Source organism: Kineococcus sp. NBC_00420 (assembly GCF_036021035.1).
GTDB lineage: Bacteria > Actinomycetota > Actinomycetes > Actinomycetales > Kineococcaceae > Kineococcus.
The window spans coordinates 2,217,839-2,240,325 of record NZ_CP107930.1 but is presented as its reverse complement, the minus strand read 5'-3'; the positions used below and the strand labels follow the sequence as shown (position 1 = coordinate 2,240,325).

The following is a 22,487-nucleotide window of genomic DNA, read 5'->3' as shown; positions in this document are numbered from 1 at the left end:
CCTTGCGATGATGGTCCGGTGAGTGACGAGGTCCAGGAGCAGCGGGTCGTCGGCGTGGGGCCCTGGGAGGGGACCTGGCCCGACGACCCGCGCTTCGACCCCGAGCTGCTGCTCGAGGGTGACCGGCGCAACGTGGGTGACGAGTACCGGTACTGGTCCAACGCCGCGATCGTCGCCGACCTCGACACCCGCCGGAACCCGCTGCACGTGGCGGTCGAGAACTGGCAGCACGACGCGAACATCGGTTCCGTCGTGCGGACCGCGAACGCCGTGAACGCGGCCGGTGCGCACGTCGTGGGCCACCGGCGGTGGAACCGGCGCGGCGCGATGGTCACCGACCGGTACCTGTCGGTGCACCACCACGCCGACGTGGAGGCCCTCGTCGCCTGGGCCGCCGAACGGGGGCTCCCGATCGTCGGCATCGACAACGTCGAGGGATCGGTACCGCTGGAGACCTACGACCTCCCGCGCGAGTGCGTGATGCTCTTCGGGCAGGAAGGTCCGGGACTGAGCGACGAGGCGGTCGCGCACTGCGTCGACGTGCTGGCCATCGCGCAGTTCGGCTCGACCCGCTCGATCAACGTGGGGGCGGCGGCGGCCGTCGCGATGCACGCCTGGGTGCGCCGGCACGTCTTCGACCAGCGTCCCTGACGCTGGTCGGACCACCGTCCGCGATCGTGCCGGGGATCCCTGCACGATCGCGGACGGGAGGGGTCAGGGGAGGACGAGGACCTGGCCGACGGCGATGTGCGCGGGGTTGTCACCGATGAGGCCGCGGTTGGCGTTCCACACCGCGACGTACCCGCCGGCGACACCGTTGTTCACGGCGATCCGGTAGAGGGTGTCGCCGGGGGCGACGGTGTAGGTGCGGGCGGCGGGCGCCGGAGCGGCCTCGACGACGGCGACCGGCGCGGGGGCCGGAGCAGGCGCGGGGGCCGGAGCGGGAGCGGGGGCCGGAGCGGGAGCGGGGGCGGGCGCCGGGTGGAGCAGCGCGGCCTCCTGGCCGACGGGGTCGGCCGAGCCGTGCAGGCCGAGACGGCGCGAGCAGGACGGCCAGGCGTTCCAGCCCTGGGCCGCGAGCACGCGCTCGGCGACGACGATCTGCTGCTCACGGGAGGCCTGGTCGGCGCGGCCCGCGTACTGCCCACCGCCGAAGCTGGTCCAGGTGCGCGGGTTGAACTGCAGCCCGCCGTAGTAGCCGTTGCCGGTGTTGATGTGCCAGTTGCCGCTGGACTCGCAGTGGGCGAGCGCGTCCCACTCCTGCACGGGAGCGGCCGAGGCGCTGGAGACGGGGCCCAGCAGAGCGGCACCGGCAGCGCCGGCGGCGAAGGTGGCCAGCAGGCCACGGCGGACGAGACGGGACGGGGCGCGACGGATCGCAGACATGGTTGGCCTCCAACGCCTGCGAGGTCAGCTGTCGGGTTCGGGTCGAAGGTGTGACCCGGCCGCGCGGACGCGGCTTCACCCCGAGGACTCCGCAGCGGACTGCGGTGGTCCGAGGAACCTTGGGTCCCCCGCTCCTGCCCACGGGTTCTGCATCCGGCGCGGTGGGCAGGACTCGGCGTCTCCGCGACGTGTCCCCGAACGGGCTCAGGGACGGGCCGACCGTAACAAGCGCGAGGCCCGGCGTACACCGTGCCGTGTCCGCACCGTCACGTGAACGTGCACGAAACCCCTGATCAGGCTGGTGAGTGACGTCCGCGTGTGGCGCAGATCACGCCCTGGAGCGCTCGGATCAGCTGTTCGCGAGCAGTTTCGCGACGGCTTCCTCGATCCGGGGGGTGAAGTCCCCGGCCCGTTCACCCTCGCGTCCGTGCAGCGGCTCACCGAAGGTCACGTGGATCGGCGGACGCCCCTTCACCGGCCAGTTCCGCTTCGGCGGCATCGCGTCGTAGGTCCCGCGCAGGGCGATCGGCACGACCGGCACCCCGGCCTCCAGGGCCAGGTACGCCGCGCCCTTCTTGAACGGGCGCATCTCACCGGTGTAGCTGCGCCCACCCTCGGGGAACATCACCAGGCTCCAGCCGTCGGCGAGCAGCTGCGAGGACGCGCTCGCCCCCGCCGTCCCGCGGCGTTCCAGCGGGAAGGTGCCGATGACCAGGCCCGACGGGGCCGCGCGCCACCACACGTCGAAGAAGTAGTCCGCGGCCGCGGCGATCGCGATCCGGCGGCGACGGCGCGGTCCGAGGGCCTCCAGCAGCACCGGGGCGTCCAGGTGCGAGGAGTGGTTGGCGACCAGCACGGCCGCGCCGCCGAGGCGGTCCAGCACCTCGGCGTTGTGCACGTGGACCGTCACCTGCGAGCGGAGGACGGGGGTCATCAGGACCCGCTGCAGCCCGGAGCGCACCGCCGTGGCCGGGCCCGAGCGCACCCAGTCGTTGCGGTGGACCGCCCGACCGGCCTTGTCCTCGGGAGCAGACCCGGAGTGCTTGCGCAGCAACGGCAGCGCACGCACGATCCGCGTCGGTCGGGGGATCCCCATCAGCCTCGCCATCCTTCGGTCCTCGACACCGGCGGTCCGCATCGACTGCTCGACGGTGTGGAGTGCACGGTTCGCATCCTGCCACGTCGACCCCCCGGGGAGCCTTCCGGCACGGCTCAGTCGGTGCCCGCGAGCACCTGCTGCGGCACCCGCAGCCGCCGCGCGGGCGAACTCGCCGCCCAGTCCGCCACCGGCCAGCGCGAGGCGCGGGCCACCCGGAACAGCGGGACGTCGGGCGAGACGGCCGTCGGGTTGCCCACCGACTTCAGCAGCGGCACGTCGACGTGGGAGTCGGCGTAGGCGTAGCTGGCGGACAGGTCCGCCCCCTCGACCTCGGCGTAGCGGCGCAGCCAGGCGGCCCGCGCCTCCCCGACCAGGGGTGGGGACTTCAGGAAGCCGCTGGCCCGACGGCGCCCGCCGAGGTCGAGCTCCTCGTCCAGGTCGGTGCAGACGACCTCGTCGAAGAGGGCCGACAACGGCCGCGTCACCTGGCGCACGTCGCCGGTCATGAGGATGGTCCGGTGCCCGGCGTCGCGGTGACCCTGGATGCGCCGCAACGCGTCCGAGGAGACCTGCTCCAGGAAGCGCGGCGCGTGCACGTCGTCGACGTAGGCCTCCAGCAGGTCCAGGTCGACGCCCGCGTACCCGCGGAAGAGGGAACGCAGGAAGCTGCCGCGGTCGCGCCGTTCGGCGGCGATCCACCCCGGCAGGTGGCGCATGATCCGGCCGAACTCCGCGACCCGCGCCGGGGCGTCCAGCGCCGAGAGGCGCAGCGTCAGGTACGAGTCGACGACGGTCCCCGGGATCAGCGTCCCGGCGAGGTCGAAGACCGCGAGGACGGGCGCCGAACCCTCCGCGACGGGCTTCAGCGCCCGCGGGCCGGTGGACTCGGTCAGCGTGCGCCGACGGCGGATCTCCTCGTACTTGCGCATCTGCGTCGTGACGCTGGGGCAGTGGCTGTCGAGCCAGTAGTGGCGCCAGTCCACCGTCGAGGTGTCGAAGCCGAAGAGCTCCGCGTCCGCGGGGTCCAGCGACTCGTGCAGCGCCAGCGTCTTGTCGTCGACGAACCGGAGCTCGGCCTCGGTGTAGGCCTTGTACAGGTCCATGTAGCGACGACCGCTGTCGAGCTGCCGGCTGAGGGTGTCGAGCTTGCGGGAGGCCTCGCGGACCCGTTCCGAGCGCGGCGCGAACGCCAGCAGCCGGTTCCCCGCGCCGGTGAGCAGCTCCCCGGCCCGGACCTTGCGCTCCACGGCCCGACCCCCCGGGAAGTCCCACGTGGGCATGACCGCGGGGGAGGAGTCGAAGGGGTGCTCCGTGAAGTACTCGCGGATGAACTCGTAGATCTGGCGGAACGTCAACGGGTTCCGGTTGCCCGAGGACACGTGGTAGTACGCCGGCTGCGACAACGGCGGCGGGGTCGCCGACGCGACCAGGATGGCGTTCACGACGTGGTCGATGGGCACCACGTCGAGGACCGCGTCCGGTGCCGCCGGGAACTCCGTCAGCTCACCGCGGCCGTAGGCCAGGATCAGCGGCTCGGCCATCTTGAAGCCCTCGATCCAGCCCGGGTGCGGGTGCTGGACGGCGGACTCCACGACGCTCGGGCGCAGGATCGTCGTCGGGATGACGGGGGCGGCGATCTCCTCGACCAGCCGCTCACCCATCGACTTGGTGAAGGTGTAGCAGTCCGTCCAACCCAGCGTGCGGGCCCGTTCCTTGCCCGCGGCGCGCTGCTGGTCCGCGACCCAGCGCACCCGGCGTTCCTCGGCCCCGGCGGCCACGCTCAGCGGACCCGCGCGACCGTGGTCGCGTTCGGCGGCACGCAGGAACGTCCGCAGCTGCACCTCCAGGCGGGAGTCCTCCTCGATGCGGGCCGCCAGGCGCAGCCCCGCCTCGGTCTCGGTGCGCCAGTCGACCCGGTGCTCCACGGCGCGTTCCGGGACGGCGCCCCGACGTCGGCCGCCGACGAAGGCCGTCGAGACGTGCACGTAGTGGACGGCGCCGTGACCCCGTTCGTTGGCCTCCAGCGTCCGCTCGACCAGCGCGCGGGTGCCCACCACGTTCGTCGTGAACGCGTCCTGGATCAGCGGGTCGAACGAGACGTCACCCGCGCAGTGCACGACGACGTCGATGTCGGACGGCAGCTCCGGCACGTCGGCGAGGTCGCCCTCGAGGGCCTGCACCCGCGTCTTCAGCAGGTCGTCGACCTCACCCGCGGCGCGGAAGATCTCCTTGCGCAGCACCCCGCGCAGCCGGTCCTCGCCGGACTGACCCGGCTTCGGACGCACCAGGGCGACCGCCGTCGTCCCGGGCAGGTCGACGAGCAGACGCTGCAGCAGCGCCTCACCGATGAAGCCCGTCACCCCGGTCAGGAGGAAACGCTTGCCGTCGAGCTGCTCAGCCAATCGCACCGGCGAATCCTGTCACGTCCCCACCACTGCCCCGTTCCCTCGCGCTTCCCCCGCCGCGCACACCACCGGGCCGTAGGGTCGCGCCCGTGGAGATCGCCTGCCTGCAGACCGCCGGGACGACCGGCGATCCCGAGGCCAACCTCGCCGCCCTCGAGGTCGCCGCGGGTGACGCCGTGGCCCGCGGGGCCGAGCTGCTCGTCACGCCCGAGATGTTCCTCACCGGCTACGACCTCGGCCCCGACACCCCGGAGCGGGTGCGGGCCCTGGCCCCCGGCCTGCTGGACCGGGTCCGCGACACCGCCCGCCGCCACGGCCTCGCCCTGGTCGTCGGGATGCCCGAGGTCGAGGGTGGGCACTGCTACAACGTCGCCGTCTTCGTCGGCCCCGACGGTGAGGTGCTCGGCCGCCACCGCAAGGTCCACCTCTTCGGCGACGTCGACCGCGCGGCCTTCAGCGCCGGCGACCAGCTCGTCTCCACGGTGCGGTTCCGCGGCCTGACGATCGCGATGCTCATCTGCTACGACGTCGAGTTCCCCGAGGCCGTGCGGGCCGCGGCGCTCGCGGGCGCGCACCTCGTCGTGGTGCCGACCGCTCAGATGCACCCCTTCGAGTGGGTCGCGGAGCAGCTCGTCCGCGTCCGGGCCTGGGAGAACCAGGTCTACGTCGCCTACGTCGACCACGACGGTCACGAGGGCGCCTTCGACTACGTCGGGCGCAGCAGCGTCGTCGGTCCCGACGGTGTCGTGCTCGCCTCCGTCGAACACGGCGAGGCGCTGCTGGTCGCCCGGGTCGACGCCGACCGGGTCGCCCGTCAGCGGCGGGAGAACCCCTACCTCACCGACCGGCGCGGACCGCTCTACGGAGCCCTCGTCCAGGACTGACCCGCGGCTGTGCTGCGGCTGTGGGTGACCGCGCTACCGTGGTTCGCGGGGTGCACCGTCGCACCCGCAGCGACCCGCGAGGAGGCGGCCGTGAGCCGGTTGCAGACCGATTCGGTGGAACTCGTCCGACGCCGTCCGACACCACGCTCGATCGCGGTGTGGAGCGCCGTGGCCCTCGTCGGTGCCGTGGCGTGGACGGTCCTGGCCCTGGCCCGCGGCGAGTCCGTCAACGCGTTGTGGATCCTGTTCGCGGCGCTCTCCTCCTACGCCATCGGCTACCGGTTCTACTCGCGGTTCATCACCTACCGCGTGCTGGGGGCCGACGACCGCCGCGCCACCCCGGCCGAGAAGTACGAGAACGGCGTCGACTTCGAGGTGACCGACCGGCGGGTCCTCTTCGGGCACCACTTCGCCGCGATCGCCGGTGCGGGACCGCTCGTCGGGCCCGTCCTCGCGGCGCAGATGGGGTACCTGCCGGGGACGATCTGGATCGTCGTCGGGGTGCTGTTCGCCGGGGCGGTGCAGGACCTCACGGTGCTCTTCTTCTCCATGCGCCGCGGGGGGAAGAGCCTCGGGCAGATGGTGCGGGAGGAGATCGGGCTGGTCGGCGGGATCGCGGCGCTGATCGCCGTGTTCGCCATCATGATCATCATCCTGGCGGTCCTCGCGCTGATCGTGGTGAACGCCCTCGCCGCCTCGCCGTGGGGGGTGTTCTCCATCGCGCTGACCATCCCCATCGCGTTGTTCATGGGGGTCTACCTGCGGTTCCTGCGGCCCGGGAAGGTGCTGGAGGCCACCGCGATCGGCGTCGTGCTGCTGCTCGCGGCCATCGTCGGCGGCGGCTACGTCGAGACCTGGGGTCTGGCCGACACCCTCACCCTCACCCCGGAGACCCTCGTCATCGCCCTCGTGGCGTACGGGTTCATCGCCTCGGTGCTGCCGGTCTGGCTGTTGCTGACCCCCCGCGACTACCTCTCGACGTTCATGAAGATCGGCGTCATCCTGCTGCTCGCGGTGAGCCTGCTGGTGGCGCGGCCGGTGCTGGCCAACGACGCCGTGACGTCGTTCGCCCGCGAGGGCGACGGCCCCGTGTTCGCCGGCTCGCTGTTCCCGTTCGTGTTCATCACCATCGCCTGCGGGGCGTTGTCGGGTTTCCACGCCCTCATCGCGTCGGGGACCACGCCGAAGATGGTCGCCAAGGAACGACAGGTGCGTTTCATCGGCTACGGCGGGATGCTCGTGGAGAGCTTCGTCGCGATCAGCGCCCTCATCGCCGCCTCCGTCATCGACCAGGGTCTCTACTACGCCGTGAACTCCCCGGCCGGGGTCACCGGCGGCACCGTGGGGACGGCGGCGCAGTTCGTCAGCGGACTGGGGTTCACGGCGACCCCGGACGCGCTCGACGCCGCCGCGCGGGCCGTGGGCGAGGACAGCGTCGTCTCCCGCACGGGTGGCGCCCCGGCGCTGGCGCTCGGGATCTCCCAGGTGTTCCACCAGGCCTTCGGCGGTGGGTTGCAGGCGTTCTGGTACCACTTCGCCATCATGTTCGAGGCGTTGTTCATCCTGACCGCCGTCGACGCCGGGACCCGGGTCGGGCGGTTCATGCTGCAGGAGACCCTCGGCAACGTCTGGAAGAAGATGGGTGACCTGTCCTGGCGGCCGGGGAACCTCATCGCCAGCGCCGTCGTCGTCGCGGCCTGGGGCTACTTCCTCTACACCGGCGTGACCGACCCGCTGGGCGGCATCAACCAGTTGTTCCCGTTGTTCGGGATCGCGAACCAGTTGCTGGCGGCGATCGCGCTGACGCTGGTGACGACGCTGCTGGTCAAGCACGGCCGGGCCCGCTACGCCTGGGTGACGGCGGTCCCGCTGGTCTGGGACCTCGTCACGACGATGACGGCGAGCTGGCAGAAGGTGTTCTCCGACGACCCGACGATCGGGTTCTTCGCCCAGCGCGCGAAGTACTCCGACGCCCTCGCCGCCGGGGACGTCCTGGCCCCGGCGAAGGACGCGGCGCAGATGCAGCAGGTCGTGACGAACTCCACCGTCAACGGGGTCCTGCAGTCGTTGTTCGCCGTCCTGGTCGTCGTCATCGCGCTCAACGCGGCCGTCGTCGTGGTGCGGGCCCTGCGCGCCGGCGGACTGCCGACGACGGAGGAACCCGCGGTGCCCTCGAAGCTCGTCGAACCGGCCGGGCTCGTCGTGACCGCGCAGGAGCAGCGCGAACTGACGCTCGCGCGGGCGGAGCTGGAACGGTGAGGGCGCTGCTCGGGGCGCTGGGGTGGTGGCGTCGCCAGGTCGACGGGACCGACCGCTGGGAGGCCTACCTCCGGTCCTGCGCGGCCCACGGTCACCCGCCGGTGAGCCGCGGGGTGTTCGAACGCCGACGGGCGGACGCGAAGGCCGCGCGGCCCGGGGCGCGCTGCTGCTGAACCGACGGGTCACCCACCTCGTGGAGAGGTCGGGGGGATCGACGACGGACGACCTGAGACGGAGCTGAGACCTCGTGCTCGACAGCCGGCGCACCCGCAGACAGGATCGAGCCATGAAGCGCTTCCGGGTGACCGTCATCGCCCACCGCCGTTCGGCGGTGCGGACGGACGGCGACGCCGGGTCCGGCGTCGTGCACGTCGAGACGGTCCGCGCCGACGACGCCGGGTTCGCCCGCGACCTCGTCCTCGTCCGGGTCCACGCGGAGTCGGCGCTGGTCAGCAGCGCGGCCGTCGGGGTCGACGCCGTCCTCGTGGAGCGGCTGCGCTGGGGTCGTCCCCCCGTGCGCGAGTTCGACCGGCGTCGCGTCGTCGCCGCCCGCTGACCGGGCCGTGGTGGAACTGAGCCTCGAGGAGTTCGAGATCGCCGTCGGCGACGCGCTGGACTCGATCCCCGGGGAACTGGCGCGCGCGATGGACAACGTCGTCGTCCTCGTCGAGGACGAGCCCGGCCCGGAGTTCCCGCCCGACCTGCTCGGACTCTACGAGGGGACCCCGCTGACGGAACGGGACTCCTGGTGGGCCGCCGGCGCCCTGCCCGACCGGATCACGATCTTCCGCCGTCCGACCCTCGCGGTCTGCGCCGACCGGGCGGAGGTCGTCGCCGAGGTGCGGATCACCGTCGTCCACGAGATCGCCCACCACTTCGGTCTCGACGACGCCCGGCTGCACGAGCTGGGCTGGGCATGATCTCCGAGCCGTGGGGGGCGGCGCTCGATTTCCTGTCGGCATACAAGCAGAGTGATCCTCAGGCGCGCAAGGCTGACGTGGAGAAGGCTTTCGTCGACGCATTCTCTAACCATCGGATGCGTAGCGTCTACGTTGCAGACGGGTACGCTCTTCGGTTCACCGAAGCAAACGGCCCCACGTTTTCAAATACTGTACTGTCGCTCTCTGCTCTACAAAGGCACGACCGTGAACCCTTCATTGTGGTGATCGTGAGACCGGGAGGGGTCGAATTTCGCCTGAGTAACACCAGCCTACTGCGCAAAATCAGTCATAGCTCGCGGGACCTGACTTTAGACCGACTGAGGGGGAGCTTCAACGGGACGGACATCTTGAGCAGCCTCGATGGTCTCAGCAACGAACGGCGGAACTTTCCCGACTTGTTCGCACACCACGCGGCTTTCACATGGGAGGAGAATCTGGGGCGCCTCGTCGAGGCAACGAGCGCCATTCTTCCTGCGGGGAGCCCGTTCCGTGTCTCGATTGCGGACCGGGAGAGCATTCTGAACGCTCCCCAGCGCACCGCGAATATGTTGAGTGCAGGTCTATTCTCCGAACTACAGGATCGCCTGGACCGCATCGTCCAGACTGCCAGTGAAGACGTTCTTCGCATCGCCCGGGTCGAGAATGTCAATCTCCGCGGGAACGCTATAGAAGAGCTGATTACGCACCTGACGCCCCAGCACCGTCTGGAAGACATTGGCCTCCGACACCCCGGCGGGGTTCTGGGAGTTGATGTCAAGACAACAACAATTGGCAAGTCATCCGCGCCCAAAGGCTACAACGTAGACAAGATGTTGGCCTGGCTTGCGAGTGTGGAGCACGCCGCAGCGTTCTATTTCATCGGCGTTGACTCATCTGCGGGGCGCATCGCCACGCGACTCGTGCCCATCTTTGACCGGACCGTCCTCGACGCAACTCACGTCACACACCATTGGGCCGGCCGTGCGTCACGGGGGGTCACTCAACTTGACGGTCGCTTCAAGGTCGTCCTTGACGCCGGGTTCTCCTCAATTGTGGACGTCAGTAGTTCGCGCGACTTCCTGATCGGTCTGCTCGATAGCTAGGAGGGTGCTGGTCACCCTCGATAAGGGGTTCAGGCGCGTTGAGGGAATGCCCGCTCTCACGGCTTAGTTGAGACCCTCGTGAACATCGACCTCCTGAGCTTCGAACTCGCCCGCGAGGCGTTCGACGACCGCCGCTTCACCGAGGGCGTGCGGCTGCTCGAACCCCTGGTCGAGAAGAACCCCGACGACCGCTCCCTGCGCGAACTCCTGGCCCGCACCTACTTCGGTGCCGCCATGCTGTCCAAGGCGGAGGAGCAGGCGCGGGACCTGGTGCGCCGCACGCCGTCCGACGCGTTCGCGCACCTGCTGCTGTCGCGCACCCTCGAACGGCAGAGCCGGCACGACGAGGCCCGGGGCCACCGCGTGATGGCGCACGTCCTCGGCGCCGAGGTCTGACCCGCAGCCCCGACCTCAGATCAGGTCGATCAGGTCCCCGATGCCGTCCACGATCCGGTGGGGCTGGAACGGGAACCGCCGGACCTGTTCGCGCTTCGTCGACCCGGTGAGGACGAGGAACGTGCGCAGGCCGGCCTCGATTCCGGCGACGACGTCGGTGTCCATCCGGTCGCCGATCATCGCGGTCGTCTCGGAGTGCGCCTCGATCCGGTTCATCGCCGACCGGAACATCATGGGGTTGGGTTTCCCCACGAAGTAGGGCTCCGCCCCGGTCGCGCGGGTGATGAGCGCCGCCACGGACCCCGTCGCCGGCAACGATCCCTCCTTCGAGGGGCCGGTGGCGTCGGGGTTCGTGGCGATGAACCGCGCCCCGGCCTCGACGAGGCGGATCGCCTTCGTGATGGCCTCGAACGAGTACGTCCGCGTCTCGCCGAGGACGACGTAGTCGGGGTCGGTGTCGGTCATCGTGTACCCGGCCTCGTAGAGCGCCGTCGTCAGCCCGGACTCGCCGATGACGTAGGCCGAACCGCCGGGCATCTGCCGGGCCAGGAAGTCCGCCGTCGCGAGCGCCGAGGTCCAGATGTTCTCCTCGGGGACCTCGATCCCGCTGCGGGAGAGGCGGGCGGCGAGGTCGCGTGGAGTGAAGATCGAGTTGTTCGTGAGCACCAGGAACCGGCGGCTCGAGTCCGCCAGCCGCTGCAGGAACTCCGCCGCACCGGGCAGCGCGTGGTCCTCGTGGACCAGCACGCCGTCCATGTCGGTCAGCCAGCACTCGATGGCCCGGGTGTCGCCCATCTCGTTCCCCTCCACGGCTCTCACTCCGCCAACCCGGCCAGCACCGCGGCCGTCCCCGACAGGCCCAGGCGGGTCGCGCCGGCGTCGAGCAGCGCGAGCGCGGCCTCCGTCGAACGGATCCCGCCGCTGGCCTTGATGCCGAGCCGACCTCCGACGGTCGCGTGCATGATCTCGACGGCGTGCACGCTCGCACCGCCGCTGGGGTGGAAACCAGTCGACGTCTTCACGAAGTCGGCGCTGGCAGCCTCGGCCGCCCGGCACACCGCGACCAGCGCCTCGTCGGGCAGCGCGGCGGACTCGACGATGACCTTGAGGACGGTCGGGGACGGGATAGCCGCCCGCACGGTTGCGATGTCGTCGCGGACGGCGTCGTAGTCACCGGCCAGGGCCGCGCCGACGTCGATGACCATGTCGACCTCGTCCGCCCCGGCCCGCGCGGCGAGGGTGGCCTCCGCCGCCTTCACCGCGCTGGTGTGCTTGCCGGACGGGAAACCGCACACCGTGGCGACGACGAGACCCTCGCCCCGGACGGGGAGCATGTTCGGCGAGACGCAGACGGCGAGGACGCCCAGCGACCGAGCCTCCTCGCACAGCGCCGCGACGTCGGCGGCGGTCGCCTCGGGCTTCAGCAGGGTGTGGTCGACCAGTCGGGCGACCTCGGTGCGGGTGCGTTGGCTCACGGCGCCGAGTCTGCCACCGACCCGGCGCCGCGCCGCTCCGACGTCCGGGGGGATCGGCGACCAGCCGGTCCCGTCCCGCCCCCTTCGTGCGGTTCGGGGCAACCACGTCTCGCCACCACGAACGCCCTCAGGACAGTGCTCACGAACGACGGCAGCAGGTGGAGCGCGGGGTCGGTCGGGGATCGGCGGTTCGGGGCCCGACTGCAGCCGCCGTCCGTGGGATCCGCGGCCCGGCGGTTAGGCTCGCGTCCGTGGTGAGCTTCCCCGGTCGCAAGAGTGGTCCCGTCCCCGACGTCGACGGAGCTCTGCGCACGACGCAGCGCCTCACGGGATGGGGGCGCACCGCGCCGACGACGGCCACCGTCCTGCACACCCAGGACCTCGACGTCATCGCGGAAGCCGTGCGCACCGCCGGTCCCCGCGGCGTCATCGCCCGGGGCCTCGGCCGCTCCTACGGCGACCCGGCGCAGAACGCGGGGGGTCTCGTCGTCGACATGACCGCGTTGGACCGCATCCACGACATCGACGTGGACGCCGCGACCGCCGACGTCGACGCCGGCTGCTCCCTGGACCAGCTGCTGCGCGCCGTCGTGCCGCACGGCCTGTGGGTGCCGGTCCTGCCGGGGACCCGGCAGGTGACCGTCGGCGGCGCGATCGGCGCCGACATCCACGGCGGCAACCACCACACCCAGGGCACCTTCACCCGCCACGTGCTGTCGCTGGACCTGCTGACGGCGGACGGACAGGTGCGCACCCTCACCCCCGACGGCCCGGACCGCGACCTGTTCCTGGCCACCACGGGCGGCATGGGTCTGACCGGCATCGTGCTCCGCGCGAAGATCCGCCTGGACCGCGTGGAGACGTCGTACTTCATCGCCGACGTCGAGCAGACCCCCGACTTCGACGACATGCTCGAGCGGCTGCAGAAGAACGACGAGAACTACACGTACTCCAAGACGTGGTTCGACTCCGTCACGACGGGCCCGCACATGGGTCGCGGGTTCCTGCTGCGCGGCTCCTCGGCGAAGCTGTCCGACCTGCCTCCGGAACTGCGCAAGGACCCGCTGAAGTTCGACGCCCCGCAGCTCGCGAGCTTCCCCGACCTCTTCCCCTCGGGGATGCTCAACCGGCTGTCAGCGAAAGCCCTGAACGAGTTCTACTACCGGAAGTCGAAGACCAAGTCCGGTGTGGTGCAGAACATCACGCAGTTCTACCACCTGCTCGACCTGTTCGCGGACTGGAACCGGGCCTACGGTCCGAACGGCTTCCTGCAGTACCAGTTCGTCGTGCCCCTGGACCGGACCGACGTCCTGAAGGCCAGCATGGAGGCCATCGTCGAGTCCGGTCACATCTCGGCGCTGAACGTCCTCAAGCGCTTCGGGGACGCCAACGACGCCCCGCTGTCGTTCCCGACCCGCGGCTGGACCCTCGCCGTGGACCTGCCCGTCCGCAAGGGCCTGGACCAGCTGTGCGACCTGCTCGACGAGATGGTCCTCGACGCCGGTGGCCGCCTCTACCTGGCCAAGGACTCCCGCACCACGGCCGACCGCTTCGCACGCATGTACCCGGAGCTGCCGGCCTGGCGGACGGTCCGTGACCAGGTCGACCCGGAGCGGAAGTTCTCCTCGGACCAGGCGCGACGTCTGCAGCTCGTCCGCGACTGAGCTCAAGTCGCGGCCGCCCGGTACCGATCCCTCACGGAAGGGTCGCGACGGGACCCGGTGAGTCGAAGGACGGGTGGTGTGGGCGTGGCGGTGCGCGACGTCTCGCTCGACCCCGTGCAGCAGTTGCGCCACGAGCTCGACGAGCTCGACGACCTGGTCGGCATGGACCCCGCGGAGGGCGCCCGGGTGGCCCGCTCCCTCGCCGGGCGGGCCTGGGACCTGGGCGCGCGCGGGGCCCTGGCCTGTGCCCGCGTCTGGGAGGCCGAGGCCCTGCAGCGCGACGGTGACGGTGCGGCTGCGGCGGCCGCCATCGCCGCGGTGCGGCGTGAGCACCCCGACCTCACGAGCGAGCTCCGGGTGCGGGCCAGCTGGGTCCTCGCCCGCTCCTTCACCGACATCGGCGACCGGCCGACGGCGCTCGAGCACGCCCTGGACGCGGCGGCGGCCTTCGACGACGACGTCCCGCAACGCGTCCGGACACGGGTCCTCATCAAGGTCGCGGACCTCCTGGACGAACTCGGAGCGCACGAGGACTCCCGGTCCTGGTACCGACGCGCCGAGGAACTCGCCCTCGGTGACGCTCAGCTCCACCTGCTGGTCGTCAACAACCGCGCCTACTGCGAACTCGAACGCGGCGACGTCACGGCCGCCCGACGGGAACTCGCCCTGCTCCAGGAGCTCAGCCGGCGCTACGACCGCCCCCTGAACGCGAACACCCTCGACACCGTCGCGCGCATCCACCTGCTCTGCGGAGACGCGGCCGCGGCCCAGGAGGTCGCCCGGGTCGCGGTCCGGACGAGCTCCGCGATGGAGATCAAGAACGCCGACGACCTCCCCGTCTACCTGCTGACCCTCGCGGTCGCCCAGCGGGTCCTCGGGGACGCCGCCGCAGCCTCGGCGACCCTCCAGGAGGCCCGGGCCGCCTGCACCGGGGTGGGGTTCGCCGACGTCCGCACCCAGATCCTGGAGGAACAGGCCGAGGTGTTCGCCGCCCTCGGCGACCTGCGGGCGGCCTTCGAGACCCACAAGGCCTTCCACGCGGCCGACAAGGAGTTGCTGTCGGAGCAGCGCGAGGCGCAGGCCCGGGCCCGGCAGGCCATGTTCGAGACCGACGTCGCCCGGGAGGAGGCCGCCCGCTACCGCGAGGAGGCCCGTCGCGATCCGCTGACGGGGCTGGGCAACCGGCTCTTCGTCGACGAACGGCTCCCGGAACTCATCACGGGGTTCCAGGTGGGCGGACGGCTCGTGAGCGCGGTCCTGCTCGACCTCGACCACTTCAAGACGGTCAACGACACGTTCTCCCACGAGGTGGGGGACCAGGTCCTCTGCATCTTCGCCGGCATCCTGGCCGACGCCGTGGTGCGGTTCCCGGACTCCTTCGCGGCGCGCCTGGGGGGCGAGGAGTTCGTGCTCGTCCTGGCGAGCGACGACGAGGGGTACGCGGCCCGTGCGGCCGAGTGGGTCCGGCGGACGGTCGCGGGGCACGACTGGTCCGCGGTCACCCCCCGGCGGGGCATCACCGTCAGCGCCGGGGTCGCCACCCTGGACCCCGCGGGGGACAAGGCGTCGCTGCTGTCCGCGGCCGACGCGCGTCTCTACGCCGCGAAGGCGGCGGGGCGCAACTGCGTCGTGACCCGCTAGGCGCCGATCTCGTGCTCGAGGGCGATGGACCCGCGAGTGGAACGTTCTGCGGGTCTTCGGGTGCCGGGGAGCCGCTGAACGTTCCACTCCGTCCCCACCCTCCGGTCGGAACCGTGGCGCACCCGCGTCACGCGATGGGCACCGCGGACCCCGTGACGACGATGCCGCCGGTGGCGGGGACGTCGACGGTGAGCACGCCGGGACGTCCGACGTGCCGGCCCTGGTGGATCGTGACGCGTTCCGGCGGGTGCACCAGACCCAGTGCCCGCAGGTAGCCCCCGAACGCCGCCGCGGCCGACCCCGTCGCGGGATCCTCGGCGATGCCGCCGACGGGGAAGAGGTTCCGGGCCTCGAACACCCCGGGTTCGCGGCGGTGCAGGACGCTGACGGTGGCCGGCCAGCCGTGCGCGTCCAGCACCTGCCGGGCCCGCACGGGGTCGAACCGGAACCCGTCGAACGTCGGACCGTCCCGCAGCACCAGGACCGGGTGCGGGTTCCCGGCGGCCGCGAGGCGCGGCGGGTGGTCCGCGTCGAGGTCCGCCCGCCGCAGCCCCAGCAGGTCGAGGACCTCGCTGAGCGTCGCGTCCGGCAGCTCCTCGACCGCGGGTTCGACGCTGGTGAACGACGCGGTGGCCACGCCGTCGGTGAGGTGGGTCTCCAGGGCCACGAGCCCGACCGGGGTCTGGAAGGTGAAGGGTCCCGCCCCGTGGCGTTCGGCGAGGGCGACGGCCGTCGCCACGGTCGCGTGCCCGCAGAAGGGGACCTCCGCGTGCGGGGAGAAGTAGCGCAACCCGAACCGCCGTTCCACGCCGTGCGCGACGTCGACGACGAAGGCGGTCTCGGCGTAGCCCACGTCCGCGGCGACGGCGAGCATCTCCCCGGCGGTCGCGTCGACGGCGTCGAGGACGATGCCCGCGGGGTTCCCCCCCGCCGGGTCCGTGGTGAAGGCGGCGTAACGCAGGACGTCCACGTCGCGGACTCTACGACGTGGACGTCCTGCGGTGGGAGCGGCTCAGCCCTTGAGCGCTCCGGCCGCGATGTTGGCGATGAAGTGCCGCGAGCCGATGAGGAAGATCCCGATGAGGGGGACGACGCTGACCACGGCGCCGGCCATGATCATCCCGTAGTCGGTCGTGTAGACCGAGTTCAACTGGGCCAGCGCCGTCTGCAGGGTCTGTCGTTGCGGGTTCACCAGGACGACCAGTGGCCAGACGTAGTCGTTCCAGGCCGTCACGAAGGTGAAGATCCCGAGGAACGCGAGACCACCACGCAGCATCGGGATGGCGACCGACCACCAGGTGCGGAAGAACCCGGCGCCGTCGAGGGTCGCCGCCTCGACGAGCTCGTCCGGGATCGAGGCGGTGGCGAACTGGCGCAGCAGGAAGATCCCGAAGGCGTTGGCGATGCCGGGGACGATGAGGGCCTGGAGGTCACCGACCCAGCCGAGCTTCGACATCAGGATGAAGCTCGGGACGAGGGAGAGGTTGCCCGGGACGAGGAAGGTCGCCAGCAGGACCGTGAACAGCACGTTGCGACCGGGGAAGCGGAACTTCGCGAAGGCGAACGCGGCGAGGGAGTCGAAGAGCACGACGAGGACCGCGAGCGACCCGGAGACGACGAACGAGTTCAGCAGCGAGCTCGGCAGGTCCACGCTCGTGACGACGTTGCGCAGGTTCTCCAGCAGGTGCGTGCTGGGGATGAGCCGGGGCGGGTACCCGAAGATCTGCGCCGTGGTGCTGGTCGACATGACGAGCAGCCAGTAGAACGGGAACAGGGCGAAGACGACCCCGATGATGATGCAGCCGTGGGTGACGACGCGACCCAGGACCCACTGACGGCTTCGACGCGGTTTCTGGACGACGAGGGTGTCGCCGTGGCGGCCACGCCCGCGCGTGGAGCCGGACCGGACCAGTTCGGGTGCGCTCATCGTCCCGCCTTCCTCGTGCGCTTGGGGGCGGGGATGGTGTCCCGGTCCCGCAGCAGTCGCCAGTTGATGATCGCGAACACGGCCGCGAGGATGAACAGCGCCCACGCGATGGCCGACCCGTAGCCGAAGTCGAGCTGGGAGAACGCCTGGTTGTACTGGTAGAGGACGATGGTCATGCCGGCCTCGTTGACCCCGCCGACGGTGCCGTTGCCGTTGGCCGCGCCGAAGAGGATCTGTGGTTCGGTGAACAGTCCCAGCCCGCCGATGGTCGAGGTGATGACGGTGAAGAGGATCACCGGTCGCAGCATCGGGATCGTCACCGAGAAGAACGTGCGCCAGAACCCGGCGCCGTCGACCTTCGCGGCGTCGTAGAGGTCGCTGGGGACGGCCTGCAGCGCAGCCAGGTAGAGGATCGCGTTGTACCCGGTCCAGCGCCAGATGACGAGCATCGCCAGCGTCACCTTGATGCCCCACCCGGTGGACAACCAGGCCACCGTCGGCAGGCCCAGGGCCGTGAGGGCCGAGTTGACGATGCCGAAGCTGTCGGAGAAAACCGACCCGAAGACGATCGCCATGGCGACCATGCTCGTGACGTTGGGGACGAAGAACGCCACCCGGTAGAAGCCCTTGAGGCGGATGTTCTGGTGCAGCAGGAACGCCATCACCAGCGCGATGAACAGCATCGGGACGGTGGAGATGACCCAGATGATCAGGGTGTTGCCCACCGCGTTCCAGAACCGGGTGTCGTGGATCAGGTAGTTGTACTGCTGGAGGCCGACGAACTTGATCTGGCTGATCCCGTCCCAGTCGGTGAACGACAGGTAGATCGAGAACAGGATCGGCAGCAGGCCGAAGACCAGGAAGATCACGTAGAACGGGGTGATCGCGAGGTACTGCGGCCACCAGGAGCGCAGCCCGCGACGGGCGACGGTGACGCCGTCGGGACGGTTCCGGGAACCGGTCGACGTGCCGGTCGGCAGGGTGACGGCCATCAGAGGACACCTCGCTTCTTGAGCAGCTTGTCGATGGCGGCCACGGCGTCGCCCCAGGCGTCGTCGGGGTTCTTCCCGGCGGACTCGACCACGCGCAGCTGGTCGGTGAAGGACGTCGTGAGGTTCTCGTAGGTGCTGATGAACGTGGTCGGCACCTTCTGCGCGGCGGTGCTGAAGAACTCCAGCGGGTCCTGGTCGCCGTAGAAACCACCGGCGTCCGCCATGGTGCCCAGGTCGAACGCCGCGGGCGCGGAGGGGAACAGCTGGATCTCGTTGTAGGACTGCGCCTGGTTCTCCGGGGTCGTCAGCCAGCGGGCGAAGTCGAGGGCGGCCGCGGGGTCCTTGCAGGACTTGGGGACGGCCAGGAAGGATCCGCCGCTGTTGCCGGGGTCGCCGGGCTGCTGCGCGATGCGCCACTTCCCCGAGGTCTGGGGGGCGGTGTCGGTGAGGACCTTCATCCACCAGGCGCCCTCGATGTTCGCACCGAGCTTGCCGCTGTTCCAGGCGGCGTTCTGCTCGGTGTCCAGCTGCAGGTTGCGCGTCACCTTCGCGGCGATGGCGGCGACGGCGGTGTCCCACGCCTTCTTGATCGCGGAGTCGGAGGAGTGGAAGAGGGGTTTGTCGTCGGAGTCGAAGTACCGTTGCGGTGAGGCGTTGACGTACTGGTTGAAGACCATGACCGCGTTGGTGGCGAGGGCGACGTCGCTGGTCTCGCGCAGTTTCGCCCCCAGGGCGATCCACTCCTCCCAGGTCCGGACCGCCGCACTCACGTCGGCCGGTTCCGAGGGCAGCCCGGCGGCGGCGAAGAGGTCGGCCCGGTAGAAGAACCCGGTCGGACCGGTGTCCATCGGGAAGAAGAGGAAGCGGCCCGAGGGGGTGCGGCCGAGGTTCCACTTCCAGTCGTAGTAGTCGTCCTTGTAGTCCTGGGCCCCGTAGTCGTCGAGGTTGAAGAACTGGTCCTCGCTGGGGAAGTACAGCGCGGCGTTGGAGTTCACGGCCGTGAGGTCCGGGATGTAGGCCTGGGCGGCGAAGCTGGTCCGCAGCTTGGTGTCGAACGCCCCGCCCAGGACGTCGGCCCGCAGCTTCCGGTCCGTCCCCGGGATCCCCTTCGCCGCCGTCGCGAGGAGGGTGGGGGCGATCGAGCGGTTCCAGTACCAGAGCACCAGTTCGTTCGGGTTGCTGGAGATGGAGGTCCCCGATCCGCACCCCGCGAGGGATGCGGTCAGCGGGATCCCCGCGGCGGCGGCCAGGCCGCCCTGCAGCACGCGGCGTCGGGACAACCCCGGGCCGCTGTGCCGTCCGGGAACCGCGCCCGGAGCGGATGACGACAACGACAATCCAACCAGCCCACTCTCTTCGTCGAGACCTTCGGCCGTGAACTCCGCGGACGCTGTCGTGAGCGCTCACGGAGTGATAGGACGGTGCCACCGCGGGTGGTGACTGTCAAGGCACGCGATGATGCGTGCCGGACATCCGGGACCGGACTGGGGAGTTTCTGTGAGCGCTGGACAGGACGAACGCGTCGTGCGCCGTGCCCGGCGGGCCTCGGCCACGATCGAGGACGTCGCGCAGGCGGCGGGGGTGTCGCGTCAGACCGTCACCCGGGCCATGAACGCCATGGACGGGATCAGCCAGGCCACCAAGGCCCGCGTCCTGGCTGCGGCCAAGGAACTGCACTACCGGCCCTCGCGGTTCGGGCGCGGTCTGGCCCGGGCCACCCACGACACGCTCGGTCTCGTCGTCTCCGACCTGGCCAACCCCTACTACCCCGAGTTCGCCGCGGCAACCGTCCGCTACGCGGGGGAGCTGGGCTGGAACGTCGTGCTCGTCGACACCGTCCACGCCACGGACCGGGACCGCGTCCTGCGGGACCTGGCCAGCCAGGTCGACGCCGTCCTCGGCTACCTGGGGGACAGTGACGTGTGGGCCGACGCCCTCGCCGGGATGACCGTCGTGAGCATCGACCCGCCGGCCGCTGGTCTGCTGCCCACCACCAGCGGTGTCTCGCTCGACCCGCGACCGGCGCTGCGGGAGGCCGCGGCCCACCTCGCCTCGGTCGGCGTCCGCGACGTCGCCATCGTCGACGGTGACCGCGAGCGCGAGGTCAGCACCCGCGCCGCGATCATCGCCTCCGCGTTGGGGGCCGAGGGGATGGACGTGCGGTTCGTCTTCGCCGGGGCCCAGGACGTGGAGGCCGGCCGGTGGGCGGCGCGTGAGCTCATCGCCGGTGGGTTGCCCGACGCGGTGTTCGCGTGGAACGACATCCTCGCCGTCGGTGCGCTGGCGACGTTCACCGAGCAGGGCATCTCGGTGCCGGACGAGGTCCGGGTCGTGGGGATCGACGGGCTGTCCCTGGGCACGTTCATGACCCCGCAGCTCACGACGCTCGCCGTCGACATGGCCGAGGTCGCGCGGCTCGCCGTCGACCTCGCCGTCGCCGCCCTCGACCCCGTGCACCCCGCGGAACCCGAGGTCCGCTGGGTGGAGCACGTCTTCACCCCGCGCGGGTCCGCCTGATCAGCGGCGGGACTGCCCGCCGCGGTACTTCTCCCACGGGTCGTAGTCGACCTCGAGCTCGGCCTGTTCCGGACGGTCCGCCTCGGGGACGTGCTGCAGGTTCACCCGGATCCGGTACCAGAGCGAACTGCTGCCGCGCATCCCGTCGAGCAGGACGTCGGACTCGGTGAGCATCGGCACGACGTCGGGGTGCCTGGCCTTCCACGCCTCCAGCCCGGCGAGGACCTCGGGTCTCGTCCGCGCGCGGGCGATCTCGATGAGCGGCATCGTCTTCGTCCGGGACCCCGTGCCCTTGGGGGCCTTCTCCGCCGGACCCAGCCGGTCGGCGAGGTCGAGCAGCCCCTCCAGGGAACCCCCGACCCCGTCCGTGCCGGCCCACGGATCACCGCCGAGGTCCGCGACGCGCCGCGGCACCGTGAGGACGGTGTGGTCCTCGGGGCGCACGTCGCGCACCTCGTCCCAGGTCAGCGGGGTCGACACCCGGCCGTCGGGGAGGGCGCGGACGGAGTACGCCGAGGCGACCGTGCGGTCCTTGGCGTTCTGGTTGAAGTCGACGAAGACGCCCTCACCGCGTTCCTCCTTCCACCACCGGCTCGTCGCCAACCCGCCGGCCCGGTTCTCGACCTCGCGGGCCACGGTCTCGGCCGCGAGCCGCACCTGCGGGTAGGACCACACGGGATCGATCGGGGCGTAGACGTGGAAACCCCGGGACCCCGACGTCTTGGGCCACGCGCTCAACCCGTGGTCGGCCAGCACCTCGCGTGCCACGAACGCGACGTCGACGATCTGGTGCCAGTCCACGCCGGGCATCGGGTCGAGGTCGATGCGCAGTTCCACCGGGTGGTCGAGGTCCTCGGCGAGCACGGGGTGCGGGTTGAGGTCCAGACAACCGAGGTTGACGACCCAGGCCAGGGAGGCCTCGTCGCGCACGACCGTCTCGGCCGCGGAGGTCCCCCGCGCGTAGTGCAGTTCCGCGACTTCGATCCAGTCGGGGCGTTTCTCCGGCGCCCGCTTCTGGAACACCGCCTCGGCCTCGATGCCCTTCACGAACCGCTTGAGGACCATCGGCCGTCCGCGCACGCCCCGCAGCGCGCCGTCGGCGACGGAGAGGTAGTAGCGGATCAGGTCGAGCTTCGTCGTCCCGGTCTGCGGGAAGACCACCTTGTCCGGGTTCGTGACCGTGACCTCGCGGCCGGCGAGTTCGAGGACGATCTGCGGGGACGCCACGTTCCGACCCTAGTGTCCGTGGCATCCTGAGGACAGGCAGCAGGGGGCGGAGGAGGCAGACCGTGAGCACCACCACGTACGTCGTCCACGGCGACGCGCTGGACCTGTGGATCGCCGAACGCCGCCGTCTCGGCCTGGACGCACGCGACGAGGTCTGGAACGGGGTCCACCACGTGGTACCGCGCGCTCGCGCCTCCCGCGGCGCGCTGTCTCACCGCCTCGGTGCGCGTCTTCATGACCGCGCTGAGGCCCGGGGACTGGTCACGCTAGGCGAGTTCAACCTGGGGACCGAAGGCGACTACCGCATTCCGGACATGGGGTGGATCGCGACTGGGTTCTCCGCTGATCAGCTGGGCTTGTACGTCCCCACCGTCGACGTCGTCGTCGAGATGGTCTCTCCAGGCGACAGTGACAGCGGTGCGACGGAAGAGAAGATTCCCTGGTACCTGGGGCGGGCCGTTCGCGAGGTCTGGAAGATCACCCCGGCCGCCGAGACGGTCGAGGTCGTCGGTAGCGGTGGTCCCCGCCCGAGGAGCGACGCCTTCGACCTGAGCGCCGCCGACATCAGGGGCCTGCTGGGCTGGGCCTGATC

At 70.9% G+C, this 22,487-nt stretch carries 22 protein-coding genes and 1 riboswitch; of the genes, 12 read left to right on the top strand and 10 right to left on the bottom strand.

Going from position 1 to position 22,487, the window contains the following annotated elements; genetic code table 11:
• The first annotated feature begins 18 nt into the window (after positions 1 to 18).
• Complete coding sequence (locus OG218_RS10905) at positions 19 to 651, top strand: TrmH family RNA methyltransferase (protein WP_328293244.1); 633 nt, start codon at positions 19 to 21, stop codon at positions 649 to 651.
• Positions 652 to 714: 63 nt separating this feature from the next.
• Here OG218_RS10905 and OG218_RS10900 read toward each other — a convergent pair whose 3' ends face one another.
• The 3 genes from OG218_RS10900 to OG218_RS10890 form a co-directional block, all read right to left on the bottom strand.
• Positions 715 to 1,386 (bottom strand): transglycosylase family protein, encoded by a 672-nt coding sequence (locus OG218_RS10900; protein ID WP_328293243.1) that lies wholly within the window; start codon positions 1,384 to 1,386, stop codon positions 715 to 717.
• A riboswitch (cyclic di-AMP (ydaO/yuaA leader) is annotated at positions 1,385 to 1,555 on the bottom strand. (Overlaps the previous gene by 2 nt.)
• Before the next feature lie 180 nt (positions 1,556 to 1,735).
• Positions 1,736 to 2,494 carry a lysophospholipid acyltransferase family protein gene (locus OG218_RS10895; RefSeq protein ID WP_328293242.1) on the bottom strand — a complete coding sequence of 253 codons (759 nt, stop codon included), beginning with the start codon at positions 2,492 to 2,494 and terminating at the stop codon, positions 1,736 to 1,738.
• Between the two features lie 104 nt (positions 2,495 to 2,598).
• Complete coding sequence (locus OG218_RS10890; RefSeq protein WP_328293241.1) at positions 2,599 to 4,893, bottom strand: SDR family oxidoreductase; 2,295 nt, start codon at positions 4,891 to 4,893, stop codon at positions 2,599 to 2,601.
• A gap of 86 nt (positions 4,894 to 4,979) precedes the next feature.
• Between OG218_RS10890 and OG218_RS10885 the strand changes: the two genes are divergently transcribed.
• From OG218_RS10885 to OG218_RS10855, 7 genes are all read left to right on the top strand, one after another.
• Complete coding sequence (locus OG218_RS10885) at positions 4,980 to 5,774, top strand: carbon-nitrogen hydrolase family protein (RefSeq protein WP_328293240.1); 795 nt, start codon at positions 4,980 to 4,982, stop codon at positions 5,772 to 5,774.
• A 99-nt stretch (positions 5,775 to 5,873) separates the two neighbouring features.
• On the top strand, positions 5,874 to 8,033 hold the full coding sequence (locus OG218_RS10880; RefSeq protein WP_442906488.1) for a carbon starvation CstA family protein: 2,160 nt from the start codon (positions 5,874 to 5,876) through the stop codon (positions 8,031 to 8,033).
• Complete coding sequence (locus tag OG218_RS10875; protein ID WP_328293238.1) at positions 8,030 to 8,206, top strand: CstA-like transporter-associated (seleno)protein; 177 nt, start codon at positions 8,030 to 8,032, stop codon at positions 8,204 to 8,206. The genes OG218_RS10880 and OG218_RS10875 overlap by 4 nt, the downstream gene beginning before the upstream one ends.
• A 113-nt stretch (positions 8,207 to 8,319) precedes the next feature.
• On the top strand, positions 8,320 to 8,589 hold the full coding sequence (locus tag OG218_RS10870) for a hypothetical protein (RefSeq protein ID WP_328293237.1): 270 nt from the start codon (positions 8,320 to 8,322) through the stop codon (positions 8,587 to 8,589).
• A 7-nt stretch (positions 8,590 to 8,596) separates the two neighbouring features.
• Positions 8,597 to 8,953, top strand: a complete 357-nt coding sequence (locus OG218_RS10865; RefSeq protein WP_442906382.1) for a metallopeptidase family protein — start codon at positions 8,597 to 8,599, stop codon at positions 8,951 to 8,953.
• On the top strand, positions 8,950 to 10,056 hold the full coding sequence (locus OG218_RS10860; protein ID WP_328293235.1) for a hypothetical protein: 1,107 nt from the start codon (positions 8,950 to 8,952) through the stop codon (positions 10,054 to 10,056). The genes OG218_RS10865 and OG218_RS10860 overlap by 4 nt, the downstream gene beginning before the upstream one ends.
• A gap of 78 nt (positions 10,057 to 10,134) precedes the next feature.
• Positions 10,135 to 10,452 (top strand): tetratricopeptide repeat protein, encoded by a 318-nt coding sequence (locus OG218_RS10855; RefSeq protein WP_328293234.1) that lies wholly within the window; start codon positions 10,135 to 10,137, stop codon positions 10,450 to 10,452.
• Positions 10,453 to 10,467: 15 nt separating this feature from the next.
• Here OG218_RS10855 and OG218_RS10850 read toward each other — a convergent pair whose 3' ends face one another.
• The gene (locus OG218_RS10850) at positions 10,468 to 11,247 is read right to left on the bottom strand and encodes an HAD-IIA family hydrolase (RefSeq protein ID WP_328293233.1); all 780 of its coding nucleotides are present in this window, start codon (positions 11,245 to 11,247) and stop codon (positions 10,468 to 10,470) included.
• 20 nt (positions 11,248 to 11,267) lie between these two features.
• Positions 11,268 to 11,927, bottom strand: coding sequence for a deoxyribose-phosphate aldolase (gene deoC, locus OG218_RS10845; RefSeq protein WP_328293232.1), 660 nt, complete (start codon positions 11,925 to 11,927; stop codon positions 11,268 to 11,270).
• A 254-nt stretch (positions 11,928 to 12,181) separates the two neighbouring features.
• On the opposite strand from deoC, the gene OG218_RS10840 reads away from it, so the two are divergent.
• Both OG218_RS10840 and OG218_RS10835 read left to right on the top strand, forming a co-directional pair.
• A complete protein-coding gene (locus OG218_RS10840; protein WP_442906487.1) occupies positions 12,182 to 13,591 on the top strand; it encodes an FAD-binding protein in 1,410 nt (469 codons plus the stop codon).
• 84 nt (positions 13,592 to 13,675) lie between these two features.
• Positions 13,676 to 15,232 carry a GGDEF domain-containing protein gene (locus tag OG218_RS10835; RefSeq protein WP_328293230.1) on the top strand — a complete coding sequence of 519 codons (1,557 nt, stop codon included), beginning with the start codon at positions 13,676 to 13,678 and terminating at the stop codon, positions 15,230 to 15,232.
• A 127-nt stretch (positions 15,233 to 15,359) separates the two neighbouring features.
• On the opposite strand, the gene OG218_RS10830 is transcribed toward OG218_RS10835, so the two are convergent.
• From OG218_RS10830 to OG218_RS10815, 4 genes are read right to left on the bottom strand one after another with little or no spacing between them, the layout of a single operon-like run.
• Complete coding sequence (locus OG218_RS10830; protein ID WP_328293229.1) at positions 15,360 to 16,202, bottom strand: PhzF family phenazine biosynthesis protein; 843 nt, start codon at positions 16,200 to 16,202, stop codon at positions 15,360 to 15,362.
• Between the two features lie 42 nt (positions 16,203 to 16,244).
• Positions 16,245 to 17,159, bottom strand: coding sequence for a carbohydrate ABC transporter permease (locus OG218_RS10825; RefSeq protein ID WP_328293228.1), 915 nt, complete (start codon positions 17,157 to 17,159; stop codon positions 16,245 to 16,247).
• Positions 17,156 to 18,151: a carbohydrate ABC transporter permease gene (locus OG218_RS10820; protein WP_328293227.1), complete on the bottom strand. Its 996-nt coding sequence runs from the start codon at positions 18,149 to 18,151 to the stop codon at positions 17,156 to 17,158. The genes OG218_RS10825 and OG218_RS10820 overlap by 4 nt, the downstream gene beginning before the upstream one ends.
• Positions 18,151 to 19,431, bottom strand: a complete 1,281-nt coding sequence (locus OG218_RS10815; RefSeq protein WP_328293226.1) for an ABC transporter substrate-binding protein — start codon at positions 19,429 to 19,431, stop codon at positions 18,151 to 18,153. Before OG218_RS10815 ends, OG218_RS10820 begins: the two co-directional genes overlap by 1 nt.
• A 217-nt stretch (positions 19,432 to 19,648) precedes the next feature.
• Between OG218_RS10815 and OG218_RS10810 the strand changes: the two genes are divergently transcribed.
• Positions 19,649 to 20,668 (top strand): LacI family DNA-binding transcriptional regulator, encoded by a 1,020-nt coding sequence (locus tag OG218_RS10810; protein WP_328293225.1) that lies wholly within the window; start codon positions 19,649 to 19,651, stop codon positions 20,666 to 20,668.
• Here OG218_RS10810 and OG218_RS10805 read toward each other — a convergent pair whose 3' ends face one another.
• On the bottom strand, positions 20,669 to 21,895 hold the full coding sequence (locus OG218_RS10805; RefSeq protein ID WP_328293224.1) for a DNA polymerase domain-containing protein: 1,227 nt from the start codon (positions 21,893 to 21,895) through the stop codon (positions 20,669 to 20,671).
• Between the two features lie 62 nt (positions 21,896 to 21,957).
• On the opposite strand from OG218_RS10805, the gene OG218_RS10800 reads away from it, so the two are divergent.
• Positions 21,958 to 22,485, top strand: coding sequence for a Uma2 family endonuclease (locus OG218_RS10800; RefSeq protein ID WP_328293223.1), 528 nt, complete (start codon positions 21,958 to 21,960; stop codon positions 22,483 to 22,485).
• Positions 22,486 to 22,487 lie beyond the last annotated feature (2 nt).

What these genes read in the sequence shown, in the direction of transcription:
- OG218_RS10825 (WP_328293228.1), bottom strand. Translation starts at nt 17,159, where the DNA reads ATGAGCGCACCCGAACTGGTCCGGTCCGGCTCCACGCGCGGGCGTGGC.
- OG218_RS10860 (WP_328293235.1), top strand. Translation starts at nt 8,950, where the DNA reads ATGATCTCCGAGCCGTGGGGGGCGGCGCTCGATTTCCTGTCGGCATAC.
- OG218_RS10870 (WP_328293237.1), top strand. Translation starts at nt 8,320, where the DNA reads ATGAAGCGCTTCCGGGTGACCGTCATCGCCCACCGCCGTTCGGCGGTG.
- OG218_RS10850 (WP_328293233.1), bottom strand. Translation starts at nt 11,247, where the DNA reads ATGGGCGACACCCGGGCCATCGAGTGCTGGCTGACCGACATGGACGGC.
- OG218_RS10820 (WP_328293227.1), bottom strand. Translation starts at nt 18,151, where the DNA reads ATGGCCGTCACCCTGCCGACCGGCACGTCGACCGGTTCCCGGAACCGT.
- OG218_RS10900 (WP_328293243.1), bottom strand. Translation starts at nt 1,386, where the DNA reads ATGTCTGCGATCCGTCGCGCCCCGTCCCGTCTCGTCCGCCGTGGCCTG.
- OG218_RS10895 (WP_328293242.1), bottom strand. Translation starts at nt 2,494, where the DNA reads ATGGCGAGGCTGATGGGGATCCCCCGACCGACGCGGATCGTGCGTGCG.